Source organism: Malikia spinosa, assembly GCF_002980625.1.
GTDB classification, from domain to species: domain Bacteria; phylum Pseudomonadota; class Gammaproteobacteria; order Burkholderiales; family Burkholderiaceae_C; genus Malikia; species Malikia spinosa.
The window spans coordinates 36,822-56,436 of record NZ_PVLR01000019.1 but is presented as its reverse complement, the minus strand read 5'-3'; the positions used below and the strand labels follow the sequence as shown (position 1 = coordinate 56,436).

The 19,615-nt window shown below is 67.1% G+C and carries 17 protein-coding genes; 10 read left to right on the top strand and 7 right to left on the bottom strand.

What is annotated here, in order from left to right; translation table 11 throughout:
- Positions 1-19: 19 nt before the first annotated feature.
- The gene (locus C6P61_RS07875) at positions 20-1,402 is read right to left on the bottom strand and encodes an efflux transporter outer membrane subunit (RefSeq protein ID WP_244908838.1); all 1,383 of its coding nucleotides are present in this window, start codon (positions 1,400-1,402) and stop codon (positions 20-22) included.
- A 171-nt stretch (positions 1,403-1,573) separates the two neighbouring features.
- On the opposite strand from C6P61_RS07875, the gene C6P61_RS07870 reads away from it, so the two are divergent.
- Both C6P61_RS07870 and C6P61_RS07865 read left to right on the top strand, forming a co-directional pair.
- Positions 1,574-2,191, top strand: coding sequence for a TetR/AcrR family transcriptional regulator (locus C6P61_RS07870; RefSeq protein WP_105729376.1), 618 nt, complete (start codon positions 1,574-1,576; stop codon positions 2,189-2,191).
- Positions 2,192-2,337: 146 nt separating this feature from the next.
- Positions 2,338-2,550: a hypothetical protein gene (locus C6P61_RS07865; protein ID WP_146114996.1), complete on the top strand. Its 213-nt coding sequence runs from the start codon at positions 2,338-2,340 to the stop codon at positions 2,548-2,550.
- Between the two features lie 105 nt (positions 2,551-2,655).
- Here the strand turns inward: C6P61_RS07865 and rpoD are convergent, their stop codons facing one another.
- The gene (gene rpoD, locus C6P61_RS07860) at positions 2,656-4,950 is read right to left on the bottom strand and encodes an RNA polymerase sigma factor RpoD (RefSeq protein WP_105729374.1); all 2,295 of its coding nucleotides are present in this window, start codon (positions 4,948-4,950) and stop codon (positions 2,656-2,658) included.
- 224 nt (positions 4,951-5,174) lie between these two features.
- On the bottom strand, positions 5,175-7,199 hold the full coding sequence (dnaG, locus tag C6P61_RS07855; RefSeq protein ID WP_105729409.1) for a DNA primase: 2,025 nt from the start codon (positions 7,197-7,199) through the stop codon (positions 5,175-5,177).
- A gap of 109 nt (positions 7,200-7,308) precedes the next feature.
- On the opposite strand from dnaG, the gene C6P61_RS07850 reads away from it, so the two are divergent.
- Positions 7,309-8,298 carry a patatin-like phospholipase family protein gene (locus C6P61_RS07850; RefSeq protein WP_105729373.1) on the top strand — a complete coding sequence of 330 codons (990 nt, stop codon included), beginning with the start codon at positions 7,309-7,311 and terminating at the stop codon, positions 8,296-8,298.
- Positions 8,299-8,451: 153 nt separating this feature from the next.
- On the opposite strand, the gene C6P61_RS07845 is transcribed toward C6P61_RS07850, so the two are convergent.
- On the bottom strand, positions 8,452-8,988 hold the full coding sequence (locus C6P61_RS07845; protein WP_105729372.1) for a phasin family protein: 537 nt from the start codon (positions 8,986-8,988) through the stop codon (positions 8,452-8,454).
- Positions 8,989-9,171: 183 nt separating this feature from the next.
- On the opposite strand from C6P61_RS07845, the gene C6P61_RS07840 reads away from it, so the two are divergent.
- The 5 genes from C6P61_RS07840 to C6P61_RS07820 all read left to right on the top strand — a co-directional run bounded on the left by C6P61_RS07840 (position 9,172) and on the right by C6P61_RS07820 (position 14,196).
- Positions 9,172-10,125: a histone deacetylase family protein gene (locus C6P61_RS07840; protein ID WP_211296943.1), complete on the top strand. Its 954-nt coding sequence runs from the start codon at positions 9,172-9,174 to the stop codon at positions 10,123-10,125.
- Positions 10,126-10,207: 82 nt separating this feature from the next.
- Complete coding sequence (locus C6P61_RS07835) at positions 10,208-10,942, top strand: nitroreductase (protein WP_244908836.1); 735 nt, start codon at positions 10,208-10,210, stop codon at positions 10,940-10,942.
- Between the two features lie 83 nt (positions 10,943-11,025).
- A complete protein-coding gene (locus C6P61_RS07830) occupies positions 11,026-11,373 on the top strand; it encodes an FKBP-type peptidyl-prolyl cis-trans isomerase (RefSeq protein ID WP_105729370.1) in 348 nt (115 codons plus the stop codon).
- Positions 11,374-11,455: 82 nt separating this feature from the next.
- Positions 11,456-12,832 (top strand): DNA recombination protein RmuC, encoded by a 1,377-nt coding sequence (locus C6P61_RS07825; protein ID WP_105729369.1) that lies wholly within the window; start codon positions 11,456-11,458, stop codon positions 12,830-12,832.
- 104 nt (positions 12,833-12,936) lie between these two features.
- Positions 12,937-14,196, top strand: a complete 1,260-nt coding sequence (locus C6P61_RS07820; RefSeq protein ID WP_105729407.1) for a putative Na+/H+ antiporter — start codon at positions 12,937-12,939, stop codon at positions 14,194-14,196.
- A 43-nt stretch (positions 14,197-14,239) separates the two neighbouring features.
- Here C6P61_RS07820 and C6P61_RS07815 read toward each other — a convergent pair whose 3' ends face one another.
- The 3 genes from C6P61_RS07815 to C6P61_RS07805 form a co-directional block, all read right to left on the bottom strand.
- On the bottom strand, positions 14,240-15,367 hold the full coding sequence (locus C6P61_RS07815; protein ID WP_105729368.1) for a flavin monoamine oxidase family protein: 1,128 nt from the start codon (positions 15,365-15,367) through the stop codon (positions 14,240-14,242).
- Positions 15,368-15,378: 11 nt separating this feature from the next.
- Positions 15,379-16,038, bottom strand: coding sequence for a cupin domain-containing protein (locus C6P61_RS07810; RefSeq protein WP_105729367.1), 660 nt, complete (start codon positions 16,036-16,038; stop codon positions 15,379-15,381).
- Between the two features lie 115 nt (positions 16,039-16,153).
- Entirely contained in the window at positions 16,154-17,176 is a 1,023-nt protein-coding gene (locus tag C6P61_RS07805) for a sodium:calcium antiporter (RefSeq protein ID WP_105729366.1), read from the bottom strand.
- 49 nt (positions 17,177-17,225) lie between these two features.
- Here C6P61_RS07805 and C6P61_RS07800 point away from each other — a divergent pair, with 49 nt between their 5' ends.
- A complete protein-coding gene (locus C6P61_RS07800) occupies positions 17,226-18,359 on the top strand; it encodes a mechanosensitive ion channel family protein (protein ID WP_105729365.1) in 1,134 nt (377 codons plus the stop codon).
- Positions 18,360-18,612: 253 nt separating this feature from the next.
- A complete protein-coding gene (locus tag C6P61_RS07795; RefSeq protein ID WP_105729364.1) occupies positions 18,613-19,611 on the top strand; it encodes an ABC transporter substrate-binding protein in 999 nt (332 codons plus the stop codon).
- Positions 19,612-19,615 lie beyond the last annotated feature (4 nt).

Below are 19,615 nucleotides of genomic sequence, written 5' to 3'. Positions count from 1 at the left end.
GTGCGGTACGGGTGTGGTGTCAGCGTTGGGCGACCTGGTAGCCGCCACCCAGGGCGCGCTTGAGGGCGATGTCGAGCGTGAATGAACGGGCGTGCAGCTCGGTCAGCACGTCCAGGCTGCCCAGCAGCAGGTCCTCGGCCGACAGCACGTCCAGGTAGTTGGCCAGTCCGCCTTCGTAGCGCTGGCGCGCGATGCGGTAGGCCTCGGTGGCGGCGGCCACCGTCTCGCGGCTCTTGGCCAGTTGCGCCGCCAGGGCCTGCTGGCTCAGCGCGCTGTCGGCCACCTCCTGCAGCGCGCGCGCCAGCGTGCCTTGGTAGCGCGCCACGGCTTCCTCGTAGCGGGCTTCGCTGGCGCGCAGCTCGCCGCGCAGGCGTCCGCCATTGAGCAGCGGCAGCGAGATCGCCGGCCCGACACTGCCGATGGCCGATCCGTTCTTGCCCAGCAGGTCCAGCCCGAGCGACTGCACGCCGATAAAGGCCGACAGGTTGACGTTGGGGTAGAACTCGGCGCTCTTTTGCTCGATCCGGCTGGCTTGCGCCTGCGCCTGGAGCCGGGCTGCGATCACATCGGGTCGCCGGCCCAGCAGGTCGAGCGCGAGCTGCGCCGGCAGGCCGAACGACTGCTCGAGCTTGACGCGCGGCCGCTGGATCGACAGTCCGCGGTCGGGTCCGGCGCCGATCAGTAGCGCAATCCGGTGCCGCTGCAGGCCGATCTGTTCGTCGAGTTGCAGCAGCGCGCCCTCGGCAGCGGTGCGCCTGGCGTCGGCCTGGCGCACGCTGGCGCGGTTTTCCATCCCGTTGTCGAAGCGCTCGGCCAGCAGGGTGGCGGTCTTGCGGCGTACCTCGATCGACTGCAGCGCTGTGTCGCGGCTGGCGAACAGTCGGCTCAGCTCGGCGTAGGCGCTGGCGATGCCCGACGACAGCAGCAGGCGTGCCTGGGCCCATTCGGCCTGGCTGGCCTCGCGCTCGGAGGTCGCTGCCGCCAGCGCTGCGCGGTTGCGGCCCCAAAAGTCGAGCTCCCAGCTGAAGTCCAGCGTCGCGCGGCCGTAGTCGTTCCAGCCGTCGGTTTTTTGCGAGCGCGGGAACAGGTAGTTGTAGCTGAGCTTTTCCTCGGTGATCGAGGCGTTGGCGCTGAGCTGGGGGCGCAGCGCGGCAGCCGCGCTCTGGGTCGCGGCTTCGGCCAGCCGCAAGCGCGCCGTTGCCACCGCCATGTCGGGCGCGCCGCGCAAGGCTTCATCGACCAGGGCCTCGAGCTGGGCGTCGCCATAGCCGGCCCACCAGCGCTCGACCGGCCAGTCGGCCTGGGGCGCGCTCAATGCCTGCGCGCTCTGCAAGTCGGCCGGGCTGGCCAGGGCGCTGCGCTCGGCCAGGTCGGGCAGCTGGGCACATGCCGCCAGGGCCATGAGGCTGGCCAGGGTCAGCAGTGAGCGAAAGCGCCGCGATGGCAGGGATGGGGTTGCAGCAGGCGAGAACGGCATCACGGCTCCATTAAATAACTGTACTGTTTAGTTTAACATTGACCCAGAGCCGGGACAAGATAAAATGTACGGTCTGGTTCAAGAAAGGATGTCGCCATGAGAAAAAAAACCGAAGGCAAGAGACAGGCGATCCTCGATGAGGCGGCCGACCTGTTCCGGGAAACCGGCTTCGAGCGCGCCTCGATGTCCGAGCTCTGCCTGCGCGTGGGCGGTTCCAAGGCCACGCTCTACAACTACTTCTCGTCCAAGGAAGAGGTGTTCGCCGAGGTGTTGATGCAGGCGACCGAAGACCAGTTCCAGGCCACCCACGAGGCGCTCGATCCGACGCTGCAAGACATCACCCAGGGGCTCGAGAGCTTCGGCCGCGGCCTGCTGACCTTGCTCTATTCGCCCGAGGTGCAGGCGGCGCGCCGGCTGGTGGTGTCCGAGATCGTGCGCTCCGACCTGGGCCGCACCTGCTACGAGCGCGGCCATGCCCGCAGCGCCGCCGAGGTGGCCGAGTTCCTGCAGCAGGCGATGGATCAGGGCAAGCTGCGCCAGGCCGATCCGAGGATCGCCAGCCTGCACCTCAAGGGCTTGCTCGAGGCGGAATGGATCGACCGCTTCATGTTCCAGATGCTCGATGCGGTCGATCCGGAGCAGATCGCTGCCTCGGTCAAACGGGCCGTTGCCGTCTTCATGGCCGCCTACGGGCCGCCTGTTGCAGCCTCCTGAGCCCTGCCTGAGCCGGTGGGTCAGCGTTCAAGTCCGCCGCGACCCCAGGGTCAATTGTTGGAAATGTGCGACAAATGCCAATATTGACAAGGCAAAGGGTTTACCCTAACATCGCGTCCATTGTTTGGACTAAAAAGATGTTTTCCATGATCTCTGCTCTCACGATGCCGCTGGCCCGCGTCATGACCGATCCGGTCCGCGGCGCCATGACGCTGCCGTTCGAGGCCGCCCGCCAGCAGTATTCCCTGGCCGTCAAGGTCGGCCTGCAGCCCAACTCGATGCTGGCCTACCGCAATCACTTCAAGTCGCTGGATCAGCTCGAGAAAGCCACGCTGGGCGCCTTCGCACGCCAGGTCTGAGTCCAGCCCCGCACCGGCTGTCTCGCCGGCGCCACACAAAAAGAAAGAAGCCCGGGTCTTGCGACTCGGGCTTCTTTCATGGGGACAGCGCCTTGGGCGCTGGCATCAATTCAGCGTGTCGATGAAGCTGCGCAGCTTGTCCGAGCGGCTCGGGTGCTTGAGCTTGCGCACCGCCTTCGATTCGATCTGGCGGATGCGCTCGCGCGTGACGTCGAACTGCTTGCCGACTTCCTCCAGCGTGTGGTCGGTCGACATCTCGATGCCAAAGCGCATGCGCAGCACCTTGGCTTCGCGCGGCGTCAGCGTGTCGAGGATTTCCTTGACCACGTCGCGCAGACCGGCCTGCATCGCGGCGTCCATCGGCGCGGTGTTGGCGTTGTCCTCGATGAAGTCGCCCAGGTGGCTGTCGTCGTCGTCGCCGATCGGGGTCTCCATCGAGATCGGCTCCTTGGCGATCTTCATGATCTTGCGGATCTTGTCCTCGGGCATCTCCATCTTCTCGGCCAGGATCGAGGCATCGGGCTCGAAGCCATGCTCCTGCAGGTGCTGGCGGCTGATGCGGTTCATCTTGTTGATGGTCTCGATCATGTGGACCGGAATCCGGATCGTGCGTGCCTGGTCAGCGATCGAGCGCGTGATGGCCTGGCGAATCCACCAGGTCGCATAGGTCGAGAACTTGTAGCCGCGACGGTATTCGAACTTGTCGACCGCCTTCATCAGGCCGATGTTGCCTTCCTGGATCAGGTCGAGGAACTGCAGGCCGCGGTTGGTGTACTTCTTGGCGATCGAGATCACCAGGCGCAGGTTGGCCTCGATCATCTCCTTCTTGGCGTAGCGCGACATCGCCTCGCCTTCGTTCATGCGCTTGTGGATCGCTTTCAGCTGATCCAGCGGCACCACCACTTCGGTCTGCAGGTCGATCAGTTGCTGCTGCAGCAGCTGGATCGGCGGGATATGGCGTGCCATCGTCACGCTCCACGGCTTGTTGGCCGCGGCCTGCTTCTCGACCCACTGGCGGTTGATCAGGTTGGGCGGGAATTCCTTGACGAAGGTCTCCTGCGGCATGCGGCACTTGTCGACGATGATCTTGCGCAGCTCGCGTTCCTTCTTGCGCACGCCCTCGACCTGCTGGCGCACGGTCTCGCACAGCTTCTCGATTGCCTTGGCGGTGAAGCGGATCGACATCAGGCGCTCGGTCAGCGCGGCCTGCGCCTTCTTGTAGGCCGGGGTGCCGTAGCCTTCGCTGCTGTAGATCTGCTGCAGCTGCTCGGACAGCGCGCGCATGTCATCAAAGCGCGACAGCGCCTCGCGCTTGAGTTCTTCGAGCTTGCGCGTCAGCGCCTTGGAGCCACCCTTGCCGTCGTCGTCATCGGCTTCGTCGTAGCTGTCGAAGTCCTCTTCGGCCACATAGTCGTCGGCCTCGTTGGCGTTGGTGAAGCCGTCGACCACGGTCGAGATCACGACCGCGCCCGAGCGGATGTCCTCGCCCATGGCCAGGATTTCCTTGATCGTGGCCGGCGACTGCGAGATCGCCGCCACCATGTCGTGCAGGCCGCCTTCGATGCGCTTGGCAATCTCGATCTCGCCTTCGCGCGTCAGCAGCTCGACCGTGCCCATCTCGCGCATGTACATGCGCACCGGGTCGGTGGTGCGGCCGAATTCGCTGTCGACGGTAGACAGTGCGGCTTCGGCTTCTTCCTCGGCTTCCTCTTCGGTCGCGGCGGTCGGGCCGGTGTTGCTCAGCAGCAGGGTCTCGGCGTCCGGGGTCTGCTCGTAGACCGCCACGCCCATGTCGTTGAGCAGTGCCACCACGACTTCGAGCGTCTCGGCCTCGACCAGCTTGTCGGGCAGGTGGTCGTTGATCTCGCCGTGCGTCAGGTAGCCGCGGGTCTTGCCGATCTTAATCAGCTTCTTCAGGCTCTCGCGGCGCAGCTTGGCTTCTTCTTCGGTCAGGACGGTCTCGTCGAGGCCGAATTCCTTCATCAGCGCGCGTTCCTTGGCCTTGCTGACCTTCATGCGCAGCGGCTTGACCTTCTCGACCGGCGCATCGGCGACCGCTTCCTCCGCCACCGGTTCCTCGGCCAGCAATTCGTCGATGTCGCTCAGGTCGGCATCATCGAAGCCGACTTCACCGACCGCCTTGACCTCGGCCTTGGGCTTGCGACCGCGCTTGGCCGCTGCCGGCTTGGCTGCCACCGGCAGGTCGCTGCCGCCTTCGACGGGCGCGGCCTTCTTGCGGGCGGCACGCTTCTTGGGGGCGGCGGCATTTTCGGCCAGGGCAGCCGCGGCGAGAAACTCGTCTGCGGCTTGGATCAGGGAGGCTTTGGTCGATTTGGTGCTCACGTACGGCGCTTTCTGCCGGGGCGCAGGCGCCGCGGCGGTTGGAACGGTGGATTCAATGGCTTAGCGCAATCCGATCTGGCAGGGCCAGACGGTCCGACCCCACGCGGGAGGTCGGCAGGCAAGCTGGGTGGGCGAACATTTGGTGTGCAGTCCTTGCGGATGTAGCGTGGCTGGCTATTGGCCGGGGAATGCTTCCCTGTTGCCCGTTCTGGGGCTTTGGCCGGTCCGGAGGTGCTGCTGTCGCGCTTGCGTGACAAGTCCTTGGATTATACCCGCAGGCGCTAGTTCCCGGCTTCGAGCGATTTTCTGAGCGCTTGCAGTTCGCGGTAGCGCTCGAGCGCCTGCGGGTCCTGGCCGACCTGGGCGATCAGCTCGGTTTCGCGCTGCTTGAGCTCGTCGATATGCAGCCGGCGCATCAGCTCGCCCAGCTCGCGCCTGAGGTCGGCTGGCGAGGGCAGGGCGACCCCGTTGCTGCCGGGCTCTTCCTCGTCCTCGGGCCGCTGCAGCGCCAGGCCGCCGGCATTGAGCTCGAGCGCGAGTGCCTCGAACGGCTGGTCGCGCAAGGCCTCGCGCAGCGCGGCCCAGGGCTGCGGGCCATGCTCGTGCCACTGGGTCTCGAGCCAGGCAAACAGCGGACCATGCGGCGCCGGCTCGTGCGCGAGCAACTGGTGGTCGTCAGCGCTGAGCCAGTCCCAGGCCTCGGGCGTGGCCAGCACCAGACGCGCCACGCGGTCGGTGCGCCCGAGCAGTCCGCGCGCGCCGCTGCGCCTGGCAGTCGGGCGCCGGCCGTTGCCGTCGCTGGCCGTGCTGCTGTGGCGTTCGGAGCGCTCGCGCAGCAAGGGGTCGCCAGCATGGTCGTAATCGTGGTCGCCTGACGGCTCGTGGCGCTGGCGGCGGCGTGGCGCCTGTGCCTCGGGGCTGGCGCCCGAGTCCGCCCTGGCCTTGCGCCCGGGCAGGCCGCGGCTGCGGTCGCGCTGCTCGCTGGCCGACCAGATCCGGTCGAGCTCGCGCGCGTCGAGCCCGACCGCATCGGCAAATTCGCCCAGCAGCTGGCGCTTGAGCGCGCCGTCGGGCATCGAATGCCAGAGCGGCTGTGCCTGCGCGGCCATGCGCGCGCGGCCCTCGGCGGTTTCGAGGTCGCAATCGCTGGCCGCGGCCTCCTGCAGGAAGCGGCTCAGCGGCATCGCCTGCTTGATGCTCTGCGCGAAGGCGTCCGGGCCATGGGCGCGGATGAAGCTGTCGGGATCATGCTCGGGCGGCAGGAACAGGAACTTGATCGAGCGGGTGTCGCTGGCCCACGGCAGGGCGGCCTCGAGCGCCTTGCGCGCGGCGCGCCGGCCCGCGTTGTCGCCGTCGAAGCTGAACACCACCGCATCGGTGAAACGGAACAGCAGCCGCAGATGGTCGGCCGTGCAGGCCGTGCCCAGGGTGGCGACCGCCTGCGCGAAGCCGAGCTGGGCCAGCGCGACCACGTCCATATAGCCCTCGGTCACCAGGCAATAGCCGGCCTGGCGGATCGCGCTGCGGGCCTCGAACAGGCCGTACAGCTCATGGCCCTTGTTGAAGACCGGGGTTTCGGGCGAGTTCAGGTACTTGGGCTCGCCCTGGTCCAGCACCCGGCCGCCAAAGCCGATGCATTCGCCCTTGACGTTGCGGATCGGGAACATGATCCGGTCGCGAAAGCGGTCGTAGCGCTTGGCTGGTCTGGCTTCCTCGCCCGCGCCGGCCGGCGTTTCCTCGGACGCGATCACTAGTCCGGCCTCGACCAGCTGCGCGCTCTGGTAGTCGGGCAGCACGGTAGACAGGAAGCGCCAGCCCTCGGGCGCATAGCCCAGGCCGAAGGCCTTGGCGATCTGCCCCGACAGGCCGCGGCCCTTGAGGTAGTCCTGCGCGCGCTTGGTCTGGCACAGCTGCTGGTAGTAGCTGGCGGCCACCTTGTCGAGCAGGTCGTTGAGCGTGGCCTGCTGCTGGCGCTGTTCGGCGGCGCGGGCGCGCTCCTGCGGGCTCAGGTCTTCCTGCGGCACCTGCAGGCCGGTCTGCTGCGCTAGGTCCTTGACCGCCTCGACGAAGCCGATGCCGGTGTGCTCCATCAGGAAGCCGACCGCGTTGCCATGCTTGCCGCAGCCGAAGCAGTGGAAGAACTGCTTGGTCGGGCTGACGCTGAAGGAGGGCGATTTCTCGCCGTGGAAGGGGCACAGCCCCATGAAGTTGGCGCCGCCCTTCTTGAGCTGCACATAGCGACCGACGACCTCGACGATGTCGACGCGCGAAAGGAGTTCCTGGATGAAAGACTGAGGTATGGCCACCGCGCTATTTTCGCCGATGCGGCACGGCGATGCCCACAGACAGAAAATGGCATTCATCCTAAAATTGATGCAATCACCAGCTCAACGCTCTCAAGGCGCTCAATTCCGGATGTCGATCGAACCATTTTCCCCTCCAGTCGGACTGTCACGGCGCGCCTGCCTGGGGGCTGGACTGGCCTGGCTCGGCACCCTGGCCGGTTGCGCGACCCTGACCGACCCGGCGGGCCCGCAAGGTCCGGCGGTTGTGACCCGGCCCGATGTGGCGCCTGACCTTCCGCACGAACCCCCGCGCACCCGGGCGCCTCGCATCGGGCTGGCGCTGGGTGGCGGCGCGGCGCGCGGCTTTGCCCATGTCGGTGTGATCCAGGTGCTCGAGCAGCAGGGCCTGCTGCCCGATCTGGTGGTCGGCACCTCGGCCGGCAGCCTGGTCGCTGCGCTCTACGCCAGCGGGCGCAACGGCGCCGAACTCGAGCAGGCGGCGCTGCGCATGGAGGAGGCCGCGATCACCGACTGGACGCTGCCGCTGTTCAACCGCGGCCTGCTGCGCGGCGATGCGCTGGCGCGCTATGTCAACGCGCAGGTGCAGGGCAAGGCGATCCAGGACATGAAGCGCCCGCTCGGCATCGTCGCGACCGACCTGGCCAATGGCCAGAGCATGCTGTTTCAGCGCGGCGACACCGGCACGGCCGTGCGCGCCTCCAGCGCGGTGCCGGGCGTGTTCTCGCCGGTGGCGATCGGCGGGCGCGAATATGTCGACGGCGGCCTGGTGGCGCCGGTGCCGGTGCAGCAGGCGCGCCAGATGGGGGCCGAGTTCGTGATCGCGGTCAATATCTCGAGCCCGCCCGAGGGCAACGCCACCAGTGACACCTTCAAGGTGCTGATGCAGACCTTCGACATCATGGGCCAGACCATCAACCGCTACGCGCTCGCCGAGGCCGATTTCGTGCTCAAGCCCGAGTTGCGCGGCATCGGCAGCGCGGATTTCTCGGCGCGCCAGCGCTCGATCGCGGCCGGTCGCGCCGCCATGCAGGCCGCCTTGCCGCGCCTGCGCGAGCGGCTGCAGGCCAGGCGCGTACCGCTGGCGCCAGCCGGCGGCTGATGCCGGTGGCTGGTGCAGTCGCGTACGCAAAAAAAAGCCCCGCGACGGGCGCGAGGCTTGTGAAAGGTCCCTGAACCTGTGTTCCCTGGGACCCGAGGAGACAACCTCAAACTTGTGCTGGGCCGGTCGATCCGGCCCTGATGGCCGCCGGTTTCAGCGCTTCTTGCTGGCCGGCTTGGCGCTGGCATTCTGGGCCAGGGTGTGGATGTTGGACTGTGTCATCTCGGTGGCTTGCTTGACAGCCTTTTGCACCTGATCCATGGCGCCCGAGGCGGCATTCATGGCGCTGCGCATGGCCGTGACCAGCGGCTCGGAGCCGGCCGGTGCGTTGCGCGCCACGTTGTCGAACAGGGCCATGAACTTGTGCTGGGCGTCGGCCGACTGGTCCTCGCCGGCCTTGGTGAATTCGGCGCCGGTGTCGGAGGCGATCTCGAACAACTGGCGGCTGTAGGCGCTGACCTTCTCGGCCAGCGGCTGCATCAGGGTGGCTTGCAGCTCGAGCAGTTCCTGCGCGTCCTTGACGCTGAGCAGGGCCTGGGTCTGGCTGGCGGCTTCGTTGACGGTGGCGCGGGTCGCCTGCAGATTGAGGTCGACCATGCGCTCGACCCCTTCGAAAGCCTTTTGCGTCAGGCCGAACAGGGTTTCGATATGGGCCTTCTGGGCGGCGAGGATTTGTTCGGCGGTCAGCATGTCTTGTCTCCTGTTGGATTGGGCTTGGGGATCAGGACGCCTGTCGGGCATCAGGACCTTGATTGCTGCAGTGCAGCATGGAAACGATTATAGGGAGATGCGCCAGCTTTGCAAGGCCTGGGTCAGGGCTGGCGGCTGGCCCAGGCCGGCGTCGGGTTGCCGGGTTTGCGCCAGAATATCGTGGTGCAAGCCTTTTATTCTGATCAGTTCGTATTGCCCTTGCCTGATGGGCACCGTTTTCCGATGGCCAAGTACGCGTTGCTGCGCGAGCGCCTCGAGCAGGAGCTGCCCGAGTGGCGCCTGGCCCCGGCGCTGCCGGCCAGCGCCGGCGAGCTGGCGCTGGTGCACCACCCGGCCTATATCGCTGCCGTGGCCGAGGGCACGCTGACGCCGGCGCAGCAGCGCGAGATCGGTTTTCCCTGGTCGCCGGCCATGGCCGAGCGCGCGCTGCGCTCGGTCGGTGCCACGCTGCAGGCCTGCCGCGCTGCCTTGTCGGGCAGCGGCCTGGCGGCCAACCTGGCGGGCGGCACCCACCATGCCTATGCCGACAAGGGCGCGGGTTTCTGTGTCTTCAACGACGCGGCGGTGGCCGCGCGCGTGATGCAGGCCGAATGGGGCCGGCGCGGCGAGGCCTGGCGCCGCCAGCCGCTGCGGGTGGCCGTGATCGACCTCGATGTACACCAAGGCAACGGCACGGCGCGCATCTTCCAGGGCGACGACAGCGTGTTCACGCTCTCGCTGCACGGCGAGAAGAACTTTCCGTTCCGCAAGGAGGCCAGCGACTGCGACATCGACCTGCCCGATGGCTGTGGCGATGCCGACTACCTGGCTGCGCTCGAGCAGGGCCTGGCCGAGCTTGAGCGCCGCTTCGAGCCCGGTCTGATCATCTATCTGGCCGGCATGGACCCGCACGAGAACGACCGGCTCGGCCGGCTCAAGGTCACGGCCGACGGGTTGGAGGCGCGCGACCGGCGCGTGTTCTACTGGGCCTGGCAGCGCCGCATCCCACTGGCCATGACCATGGCTGGTGGCTACGGGCGCGACATCGCGGTCACGGTCGGGCTGCAGGTCAACAGCTACCGGGTCGCACTCGACTACGGGCGGCGCTGGCAGGCCCTGTCGGCCGCCCGGGCCTGAGGCCGCTGCTGGCCATGCTGGCACAATGTTTCGATCCGGGCCTTGCCGCGCTGGTGGCCCGGCCAACGACAGGAGACAAGTCTTGAGCCTTGACAATGCCCCCGGCGCCGCTGTGGCGCCCCTGGACCCGGCGAGCGTGGAAGCCGCCATCAATGGCCGCCATTCCGTGCGCGCCTTTTTGCCCAAGCCGGTGCCGCGCGAGCTGCTGACCCAGTTGCTGCAGCTCGCCAGCCGCGCGCCCTCGGGCACCAATACCCAGCCCTGGAAGGTCTATGTGCTGCAGGGCGACAGCCGCGACCAGCTGGTCGCCAAGGTCTGCGCCGCGCATGACGAGATGCGTGCCGACCCGCAGCTGGCCGCGCAATACCGCGAGCCCTACGACTACTACCCCGAGCAATGGGTCAGCCCCTACATCGACCGCCGACGCGAGAACGGCTGGGGCCTGTACGGCCTGCTCGGCATCGGCAAGGGCGACCGCGAAGCGATGCACCTGCAGCAGCAGCGCAACTTCCGCCTGTTCGATGCGCCGGTCGGCCTGATGTTCACCGTCGACCGGGTGATGGGGCGCGGCTCGCTGCTCGACTACGGCGGCTTCCTGCAGAACCTGATGGTCGCAGCCCGCGCCCATGGGCTCGACACCTGCCCGCAGGCGGCCTGGAACGCCTTTCACAGCATCGTGCTGCCGCATGTCGGCGCTGGCGAGGGCGAGATGCTGGTCTGCGGCATGGCGCTGGGCTATGCCGACCCGGCTGCAGCGGTCAACCGCTTCGAGACCCCGCGCGAGCCGGTCGAGTCCTTCACGCGCTGGCTCGACTAAAGCCGGCTCCCGTCGCCGGGCGCGCACGCACGGCTCGGCCTTGCCTTAACATTCGCTCTCTTTTTTCTAGCTAGGAAGCTCTCATGATCACCACTCCCTCCGGCCTGCAGTATGAAGACACCGTTGTTGGTTCGGGCGCCGTTGCCCAGGCCGGCCAGCGCGTGTCCGTGCATTACACCGGCTGGCTCTACAACGACGGCCAGCAAGGCGCCAAGTTCGACAGCAGCAAGGACCGCGGCCAGCCTTTCGTGTTCCCGCTCGCAGCCGGCCATGTCATCAAGGGCTGGGACGAAGGCGTGCAGGGCATGGCCGTCGGCGGCACCCGTCGCCTCGTGATCCCGGCCGAGCTGGGCTATGGCGCCCGCGGCGCCGGCGGCGTGATCCCGCCCAACGCCACCTTGCTGTTCGAAGTCGAGCTGCTGGCCGTCTGATTCGCGTTTTCCTGACCCCAGTGGCCAGTTCGGGCCAGTGCCGGCAGCGGTGCTGGCCCTTGTTTTTGGGAGCGTGACTTTCATGAGCGACATGCTGTTGGCCGCACTGGCCCTGCTCAACCTGGCCGGACTGGGCTGGATCGCCTGGCGGCTGGGCCAGGCCGGGTCAGTATCCGAGTCGCCCGAGCAGATCCTGCAGCGCCAGGCCATGGCGCTGGCGCTCGAGCAGCTGGCCGACCAGATCGACCGGCTCGAACGCGAGCTGCGGCGCGAGATCGCCGACTCCGCGCGCGGCCAGCGCCAGGAGCAGGCGCAGGGCCTGGCCGGCTTCCAGCAGGCCCTGCTGGGGCAAGGCGCACAGGCCACGCGCAGCCAGGGTGAGCGGCTCGACGCGCTGGCACAGCAGATCGTGCAGCTGCGCGGCAGCCTGGGCGACAGCATGAGCCAGCAGTGGCAGGCCCTGAGCGACTCCAACGCCCAGCGCCTGACCGAGCTGCGCGCCACGCTCGAAGCCCAGCTGCAGCAGCTGCAGCAGAGCAACGCGGCCAAGCTCGACGAGATGCGCGCCACCGTCGACGAGAAGCTGCACCGCACGCTCGAAACCCGCCTGAGCGAGAGCTTCGCCCATGTCGCGCAGCGGCTCGAGCAGGTGCACAAGGGCCTGGGCGAGATGCAGGCGCTGGCCGCCGGGGTCGGCGACTTGAAGCATCTGTTGACCAATGTCAAGACGCGCGGCATGTTCGGCGAGGCCCAGCTCGCGGCGCTGCTCGAACAGGTGTTCGCGCCCGAGCAGTACGCGGCCCAGGTCGCGACCCGGCCCGGCAGCCGCAACGTGGTCGACTTCGCGCTGCGCCTGCCCGGCAAGGGCGAGGACGGCTCGCCGGTCTGGTTGCCGATCGACGCCAAGTTCCCGAACGAGGACTACGAGCGCCTGCTTGACGCCCAGCGCCTGGCCGACCCGGTGGCGGCCGAATCCGCGGCCAAGGCGCTCGAGACGCGGATCCGGCTGGAGGCCAAATCCATTGCCGACAAATACCTCGAACCGCCGCACACCACCGACTTCGCGCTGCTGTTCCTGCCGACCGAGGGCCTGTATGCCGAGGTGCTGCGCCGCCCCGGCCTGGTCGAGGCGCTGCAGCGCGAGCACCGGGTCACGCTGGCGGGACCGACCACGCTGCTGGCCATGCTCAATGCGCTGCAGATGGGCTTTCGCACCCTGGCGCTCGAGAAGCGCTCGAGCGAGGTCTGGCAGGTGCTCGGCGCGGTCAAGACCGAGTTCGGCAAGTTCGGCGATACGCTGGCACGCGTCAAGACCCAGACCCAGACCGTGCTCAACAGCCTGGAGCAGGCCGAGGTGCGCAGCCGCGCCATGACCCGAGCCCTGAAGCAGGTCGAGGCGCTACCGCCCGAGCGCTCGGCCCAGATGCTGCCGCTCGGTGCTGGCGACAGCGAGGCTTGAAGCGCTGCGCTTTGGGTTAAACTTGAAGCAGGGTGTCGGTGGCATTGGGTCTCGGCAGGTTCTTGCGCAGGTCGGGCCGCCGCGCGGTTTTGTTGCGCACTTTCATGTCACCAACCCTGCTCCAGTTCGTTGCCGCCGCCATTTTTGCCCTGGCGCTGCTGCACACCTTCTCGACCAAGTACTTCGAATACCTGGCGCACACCCGCCCGACCCATGCCGGTGTCTGGCATCTGCTGGCCGAGGTCGAGATCGTCTTTGGCTTCTGGGCCATGATCCTGATGGTCGTGATGTCCTTCATGGTCGGCCAAGGCGAGGCGCTCGCCTACCTCGACAGCCGCAACTTCACCGAACCGCTGTTCGTGTTCGCGATCATGGTCGTCGCCGGCAGCCGCCCCGTGCTGCAGGCGGCCTCGGTTGCCGTGCAAGCCATCGTGCGGGTGATTCCGCTGCCGCGCACCATGGCCTTCTTCTTCACCACGCTGGCGGTCGTGCCGCTGCTGGGCTCCTTCATCACCGAGCCGGCCGCGATGACCCTGGCCGCGCTGCTGATGAAGGACACCATCTTTGCGCGCGCTTCCACGCCGCTGAAGTACGCGGCGCTTGGCACGCTGTTCGTCAACATCTCGATCGGTGGCACGCTCACGCCCTATGCTGCGCCGCCGGTGCTGATGGTTGCCAAGGCCTGGGGCTTTGACCTCAGCTACATGCTGACCCATGTCGGCTGGAAGGCCGCCGTGGCGGTGCTGATCAATGCGGTCGGCGTGACCTTCCTGTTCGCGCGTGAACTGCGCGGCCTGGAGCACTCGTCCAAATCGCCCTACAGCGGCGTGCCGCTGTCTATGGTGGCCGGCCATCTGCTGTTCCTGCTGGCCATCGTCCTCTTCGCCCATCACCCGGCGGCCTTCATCGCGGTATTCCTGCTGTTCATGGGCGTGGCCACCGCTTACCCGGCCTACCAGGACCGCCTGATGCTGCGCGAGGGCCTGCTGGTCGCTTTCTTCCTCGGTGGCCTGGTGGTGCTGGGCGGCATGCAGCAATGGTGGCTGCAGCCCTTGCTGCTGATGATGGACGAGACCCAGGTCTTCTTCGGCGCGGTCGCGCTGACCGCGATCACCGACAACGCGGCGCTGACCTACCTGGGCTCCCTGGTCGAGGGCCTGACGCCCGAATTCAAGTACGCCCTGCTGACCGGTGCCGTGACCGGTGGCGGCCTGACCCTGATCGCCAATGCGCCGAACCCGGCCGGTGCCTCGATCCTCAAGGGTACCTTCGAGCATGGCGCGATTGCCGCCCATGGCCTGCTTGCCGGCGCGCTCGGCCCGACCCTGATCGCTATCCTCTGCTTCCGGCTGTTTCCGCTTTGAGGATAACCCCGGCCGGCTGGGCCTCAGGCTTCAGTCGGCTGGCTCACGAGCGGCTGAATGCCGCCAGGGATTGCAGGCCGACACTGGCGGCTTCGATCGCGCCAGCGACATAGCCTGGGAACTGGCGCGACCATTCGCTGCCAATGCCCGTCAAGCGGCCGGCCCAGGGTCCGCTCGAAGCTCCGCTTGCCGGTGCCTCGGGATGCTGGCCGAGACTGTCAATGTCAGCCGCCGTGGCGGTGTACGGATCGATTGCCCAATCCTTGAACAACTCAGCCCTTGGCGTCAACGCCTGGGGCCCGAACAGACGCGCCAGTTGCGCGCGGCAGTCCGCTCGCAGCTCGGCCTCTGGCACGCCCTGACGCAGGCGGGCCGGAATGCCGAAGAAGCCGAACAGTGCCGCGCTGCCGCCCGGCATCGAGGCATCGTGGATCTCGCCCAAGGGTCCGCAGGCGCTGCGCGCCTCGCCTGACAGCCCCTGCTCGCGCCAGAACGGTCGGTCGTAGATGGCGACATACTTGGCATGGGGCGCCATCCAGGTCGCCGTCGCCTGCCAGGCCCGCGCCAATGGCGCTGGCAGCGCCGGCGTGAATCCGATCTGCTGCACGGCCAGCCGCGGCGGCATGGCCAGCCAGGCCTGCTCGGCGCGCCAGCTGGTGGCATGTCCGCTGGCGTCCTCGCTGTCGAGCTCGACCTGGCCATCCGTGCAGCGCATGCGCCGCACGCTCTGGCCGGTCACGATCCGCGTCGCATCCAGCCGCTGCAGCAGCGCATCGGTCAGTGCGCCCATTCCCCCCACCAGCCGCATCGAGGGCGGCGAGTTCACATAGCCCTGCATCCGCCGGACTGGCGCGCTGGGCGAGCGCTCGACCACCATGTCACCGCTCTCGTGCTGCTCGAAGCGCTGCAGTCCCAGCTCCTGCACCAGGCAGTCCAGCTGGCGCTGGTAGCCGGGCCAGAACCACGAGGGGCCCAGGTCGAAACGGTCCGTCCTGTTGGCTGGGTTGACCGCCGCGCAGGCGTCGGCTGCCGGCTCGGACAGGATGCGTCCGCCCACCGCCGCGCGGCCCTCGATCAGCAGCCAGTCGGTCATGCCCTGCTGTTGCAGCAGCCAGGCGGCGTACAGGCCGCTGACACCGGCACCGACGATGGCGATTCTTGCTGTCTGCATGCTCTGGTTGCCTATGCTGCCATCGGCAGATGACCGGTTTTCAGGTAGAGGGTGGCGCCCTGCGCTCCCGCGACCAGTTCGGGGTAGCGACCTTGGGGCAGCCGCAGCCAGCTGCCGCACTGGTAGCAAGTCGTGCCGTCCAGCACCGCGCCGGCCAGCACCAGCAACTCGGCGCTGGGCACCGGCTCGGGCAACGGGGGGGCGCCAGCCGGCAGGCGCAGCAGGCAGACCTGTTCCGCCGGGTCCGAGAACAGCGGACAGAGCTCCCGCTCGCCCAGGCGCTGCCAGGCCGATGGCACCCGGGTGTCAAGGCGCACCCGGCGCGTTTCGCCAGCCGGCATCTGCCACAGCTTGACGAAGATAGTGGCCCCTTCGTCGCTGTAGGGTTGGTGGCTCGAGCCTGGCGGGCTGCGCAGATAGCAGCCGGCCGGGTAATGCTGATCGCCCTCGGAGAAGGTGCCCGAGAGCACCAGGATCTCCTCTCCACCCGGGTGGGAGTGGGCCGGGAACTGCGAGCCCGGCGCATAGCGCACGAGGCTGGTGGCGCGGGCCTTTTCTCCGCCCAGCCGGTCCAGCATCACCCGCTCCACACCCGCCTGCGGCGACGCGACCCACTGGTAGTCGTCTGGAGTGAGGCTGGCGCGGGATGAAAAATCTGGATTGACGAGCATGGAGGAACCTCTGGACATTGTGCTGCGCAAGTCATGGCGCAAGCGCAACAAGCATAGGGCACCCGCCATCTCATGGCACGGCAAAGGGATTGGGCTGACCCAAGCCCTGTCCTGCTCAGCTGTGCAGGTACTGCAGCAGTCCGTTGAGCAGATAGACCGCCAGCAAGGCCAGGCTGGCCCAGCTGCCGATATGGCGCACCCGCGCTGCCGGGCGGTAAGCCAGCGCGACCACTACCGCACCGCTCATCAGGCAGGCGCTCAGGGCGCTCAGCATATGCAGCGGCGAGACGGCGCGGTACAAGCTGCCGTCGAGATAGGCCAGGTCGTCGAAGGCCAGGATCAGCAGGTCGAACAGGTTGCTGCCCAGCAGATTGCCGACCGCGAGGTCGACAGCGCCGATGCGCAGTGCAGCCCAGGTGGTGGCCAGTTCCGGTACCGAGGTGGCCAGCGCCACGAACAGGGTGCCGACCAGCGAGTTCGACCAGCCCATGACCCGCGCCAGTTCGACCCCGATCAGGGGCAGCCAGATGCCGCTGGCCACCACCACCATCGCGGCCAGCGCGTAGCCGGTCAATGCCGTACGCAAGGGCATCAGCGCCGGTTCTGGCTCGGTGCTGGCGGGCAAGCGCTTCTCGCTCAGGTAGATGGCACGCAGCGCCAGCAGGTAGAGCGCCAGCAGCAGTGGGCTGCCCAGGCTGACATGGCCCAGCGCCGGCAGCAGGCCCTGCTGATCGAGCAGCAACAGCAAGGCGGTGCTCGCCAGCAGGATGACGCCGAAACCCGCCGACAGCAGGTGTTGGTGGCTGACCACTCCGTACAGCGGTGCCTTGCGGTAGCCGATGTCGACCGCGGCAAGGATCGCGAGGTTGAAGACGCAGCTGCCCAGCACATCGCCCACGGCCAGGTCGGGCGCGCGGGCAATCGTCACCGCGCTCAGTCCGGTCACCAGCTCCGGCAACGAGGTGACCGAGGCGACCAGGATCAGCCCGATCCAGCTGCGCGACATGCCGGTCCAGCTCGCGATCGCGTCGCCGTAGCGGATCAGGCGTGCCCCGGCCAGTCCGATCAGGGCGACACAGAACCCGAACTGGAGCCAGATCGCGAGCGGGTGGACGAGGGCAGGGAACTGGTTTGACATATTTGAACAAATATAATTAACTGGTCACGGAATTCTTTTCCAATCAGTCATGGACATTGTGCAAGCCTATCTCCAAATTTCGCCAGATCCCAGCATCTGGCTGGTCCAGGTGTTCCTGGTCGTGCTCGCGACGGTCAGCTGTAACTTCCTGCTGATGCGCCTGATCGACCTGGCCGAGAAGATCGTTGCCCGCACCGAGTCGATCTGGGACGACGCCTTGCTCGAGGCTGCCCGCATCCCGGTGCGGCTGACGGTCTGGCTGCTCGGGATCTCGATCGCCGCCACCCTCCTCAAGCAAGTCGGCCCCAATGCCTTCCTTGACCTGTTGCCCGAGCTGCGCCGGGTCGTGTTCATCTTCATCGGCGCGCTGTTCCTGACCCGGCTGATCTCGCACCTCGAAGTCAACCTGCTCGATCCGGCCCGTGTCAGCAAGCCGATGGACCAGACCACCGCCAAGGCCGTGGCCAAGCTGCTGCGCCTGTCGGTCATCATCACGGCGGTGCTGGTGGCGTTGCAGACCCTGGGCTATTCGGTTTCGGGCGTGCTGGCCTTTGGTGGCATCGGTGGCGTCGCGGTCGGGTTTGCCTCCAAGGACCTGCTGTCGAACTTCTTCGGTGGCCTGATGCTCTACCTCGACAAGCCGTTCAAGGTCGGCGACTGGATCCGTTCGCCGGACCGCGCGATCGAGGGCACGGTCGAGGACATCGGCTGGCGCCTGACGCGCATCCGCACCTTCGACAAGCGCCCGCTCTACATTCCGAACTCGATGTTCGCCAGCATCGTGGTCGAGAACCCCTCGCGCATGACGAACCGGCGCATTTCCGAGAACCTGGGCATCCGTTACGAGGACGGCGAACGGATGGCACCGATCTGCAGCGCCATTCGCCAGATGTTGCGCGAGCACCCCGAGATCGACCAGGCCCAGACCCAGATCGTGCATTTCACCAGCTATGGGCAGTCGCACCTGGAGTTCATGGTCTATTGCCTGACCCGCACCACCGAATGGGTCAAGTACCACGCCGTCAAGGAGGATGTGCTGCTGCGCATCATGGCGATCGTGCGTGAACATGGCGCCGAGTTCGCCTACCCGACCCAGACGCTGCACCTGGCCAGCTTGCCGGGGCGCGAAGCGAGCGGCGGACCTGAAGCGGCTGGTGTGCAGTCCGGCATGCCGCCGCGCTGAGCACTGATCCGGTTCGTCTTCGGGCCAGTCGTCTCGGCACAGGGTTGACAAATTATATTTGTTCAAATATATTTGCGCTTGTTGCATCCTGTGACAAGTTTTCCAGCATGCATTCCCATGCGGACCTGCATGGTTCCAGGCGTGATGATTGATCTGCCTCAGTCGCGTTCCTGCCCGTGGCTCTGGCCTCCTGACCGCTCGGGATTTCGTCTGCAGCCCGGTCCATGTTCATCCCCCTATCCGGAGCATCCTCATGACCCGTCCCACTTTCTACCGAACCGCCGCCTTGCTGGCCTTGGCCGCCTTGCCTGGTCTGGCCAGCGCTGACTGTGGCAAGGTCTCCGTGGTCAGCATGAACTGGCAGTCAGCCGAAGTGCTGGCGCAGATCGATCGCTTCATCCTCGACCAAGGCTTCGGCTGCGAGGTCGAGATCGTGCCGGGTGACACCATGCCGACGCTGACCTCGATGATGGAGAAGGGCAAGCCCGACGTGGCCCCCGAGGCCTGGGTCAATGCGGTGCGGCAGCCGCTCGACGAGGCCGTCAAGGCGGGGCGACTGCACTATGCCGCGCGCGCGCTCAAGGACGGCGGCATCGAGGGCTGGTGGATTCCGAAGTACCTGGCCGATGCCAACCCTGCGCTCAAGACCATCGATGACGCACTGAATCGTCCCGACCTGTTCCCGGCCCCCGAGGACCGGAAAAAGGGTGCTGTGCACAACTGTCCATCGGGTTGGAACTGCCAGATCACTACCGAGAACGCCTTCAAGGCCTGGGGTGCGGCTGGCAAGGGCTTCGTGCTGCTCGATACCGGTTCGGCCGCCGGGCTGGACGGCTCGCTGGCCAAGGCTTACGAGCGCAAGCAGGGCTGGCTGGGTTATTACTGGGCACCGACCTCGATCCTGGGTAAATACGAGATGGTCAAGCTCGACGCCGGTGTGCCGCATGACAAGGCGGCCTTCGAGGCCTGCAACTCCAAGGCCGACTGCCTCCGTCCGGTCAAGACCGACTGGGCCAGTGCCGAGGTCTTCACTGTGATCACCGACCGCTTCAAGAAAGCCGGCGGGCCGGCAGTCGACTACCTGAACCAGCGCAGCTGGGGCAACGACACGGTCAACGCCTTGCTGGCCTGGATGAGCGACAACCAAGCATCGGGTGAGGACGGCGCGCGCCATTTCCTCGAAAACCATCCGGATATCTGGACGACCTGGGTCAGTCCTGAAGTGGCAGCCAAGGTCAAGGCGGCGCTTTGATCGG

What these genes read in the sequence shown, in the direction of transcription:
- C6P61_RS07795 (WP_105729364.1), top strand. Translation starts at nt 18,613, where the DNA reads ATGACCCGTCCCACTTTCTACCGAACCGCCGCCTTGCTGGCCTTGGCC.
- C6P61_RS07820 (WP_105729407.1), top strand. Translation starts at nt 12,937, where the DNA reads ATGTCACCAACCCTGCTCCAGTTCGTTGCCGCCGCCATTTTTGCCCTG.
- C6P61_RS07870 (WP_105729376.1), top strand. Translation starts at nt 1,574, where the DNA reads ATGAGAAAAAAAACCGAAGGCAAGAGACAGGCGATCCTCGATGAGGCG.
- C6P61_RS07865 (WP_146114996.1), top strand. Translation starts at nt 2,338, where the DNA reads ATGATCTCTGCTCTCACGATGCCGCTGGCCCGCGTCATGACCGATCCG.
- C6P61_RS07850 (WP_105729373.1), top strand. Translation starts at nt 7,309, where the DNA reads ATGTCGATCGAACCATTTTCCCCTCCAGTCGGACTGTCACGGCGCGCC.
- C6P61_RS07800 (WP_105729365.1), top strand. Translation starts at nt 17,226, where the DNA reads ATGGACATTGTGCAAGCCTATCTCCAAATTTCGCCAGATCCCAGCATC.
- C6P61_RS07845 (WP_105729372.1), bottom strand. Translation starts at nt 8,988, where the DNA reads ATGCTGACCGCCGAACAAATCCTCGCCGCCCAGAAGGCCCATATCGAA.
- C6P61_RS07875 (WP_244908838.1), bottom strand. Translation starts at nt 1,402, where the DNA reads ATGGCCCTGGCGGCATGTGCCCAGCTGCCCGACCTGGCCGAGCGCAGC.
- C6P61_RS07805 (WP_105729366.1), bottom strand. Translation starts at nt 17,176, where the DNA reads ATGTCAAACCAGTTCCCTGCCCTCGTCCACCCGCTCGCGATCTGGCTC.
- C6P61_RS07815 (WP_105729368.1), bottom strand. Translation starts at nt 15,367, where the DNA reads ATGCAGACAGCAAGAATCGCCATCGTCGGTGCCGGTGTCAGCGGCCTG.
- C6P61_RS07825 (WP_105729369.1), top strand. Translation starts at nt 11,456, where the DNA reads ATGAGCGACATGCTGTTGGCCGCACTGGCCCTGCTCAACCTGGCCGGA.
- C6P61_RS07810 (WP_105729367.1), bottom strand. Translation starts at nt 16,038, where the DNA reads ATGCTCGTCAATCCAGATTTTTCATCCCGCGCCAGCCTCACTCCAGAC.
- C6P61_RS07830 (WP_105729370.1), top strand. Translation starts at nt 11,026, where the DNA reads ATGATCACCACTCCCTCCGGCCTGCAGTATGAAGACACCGTTGTTGGT.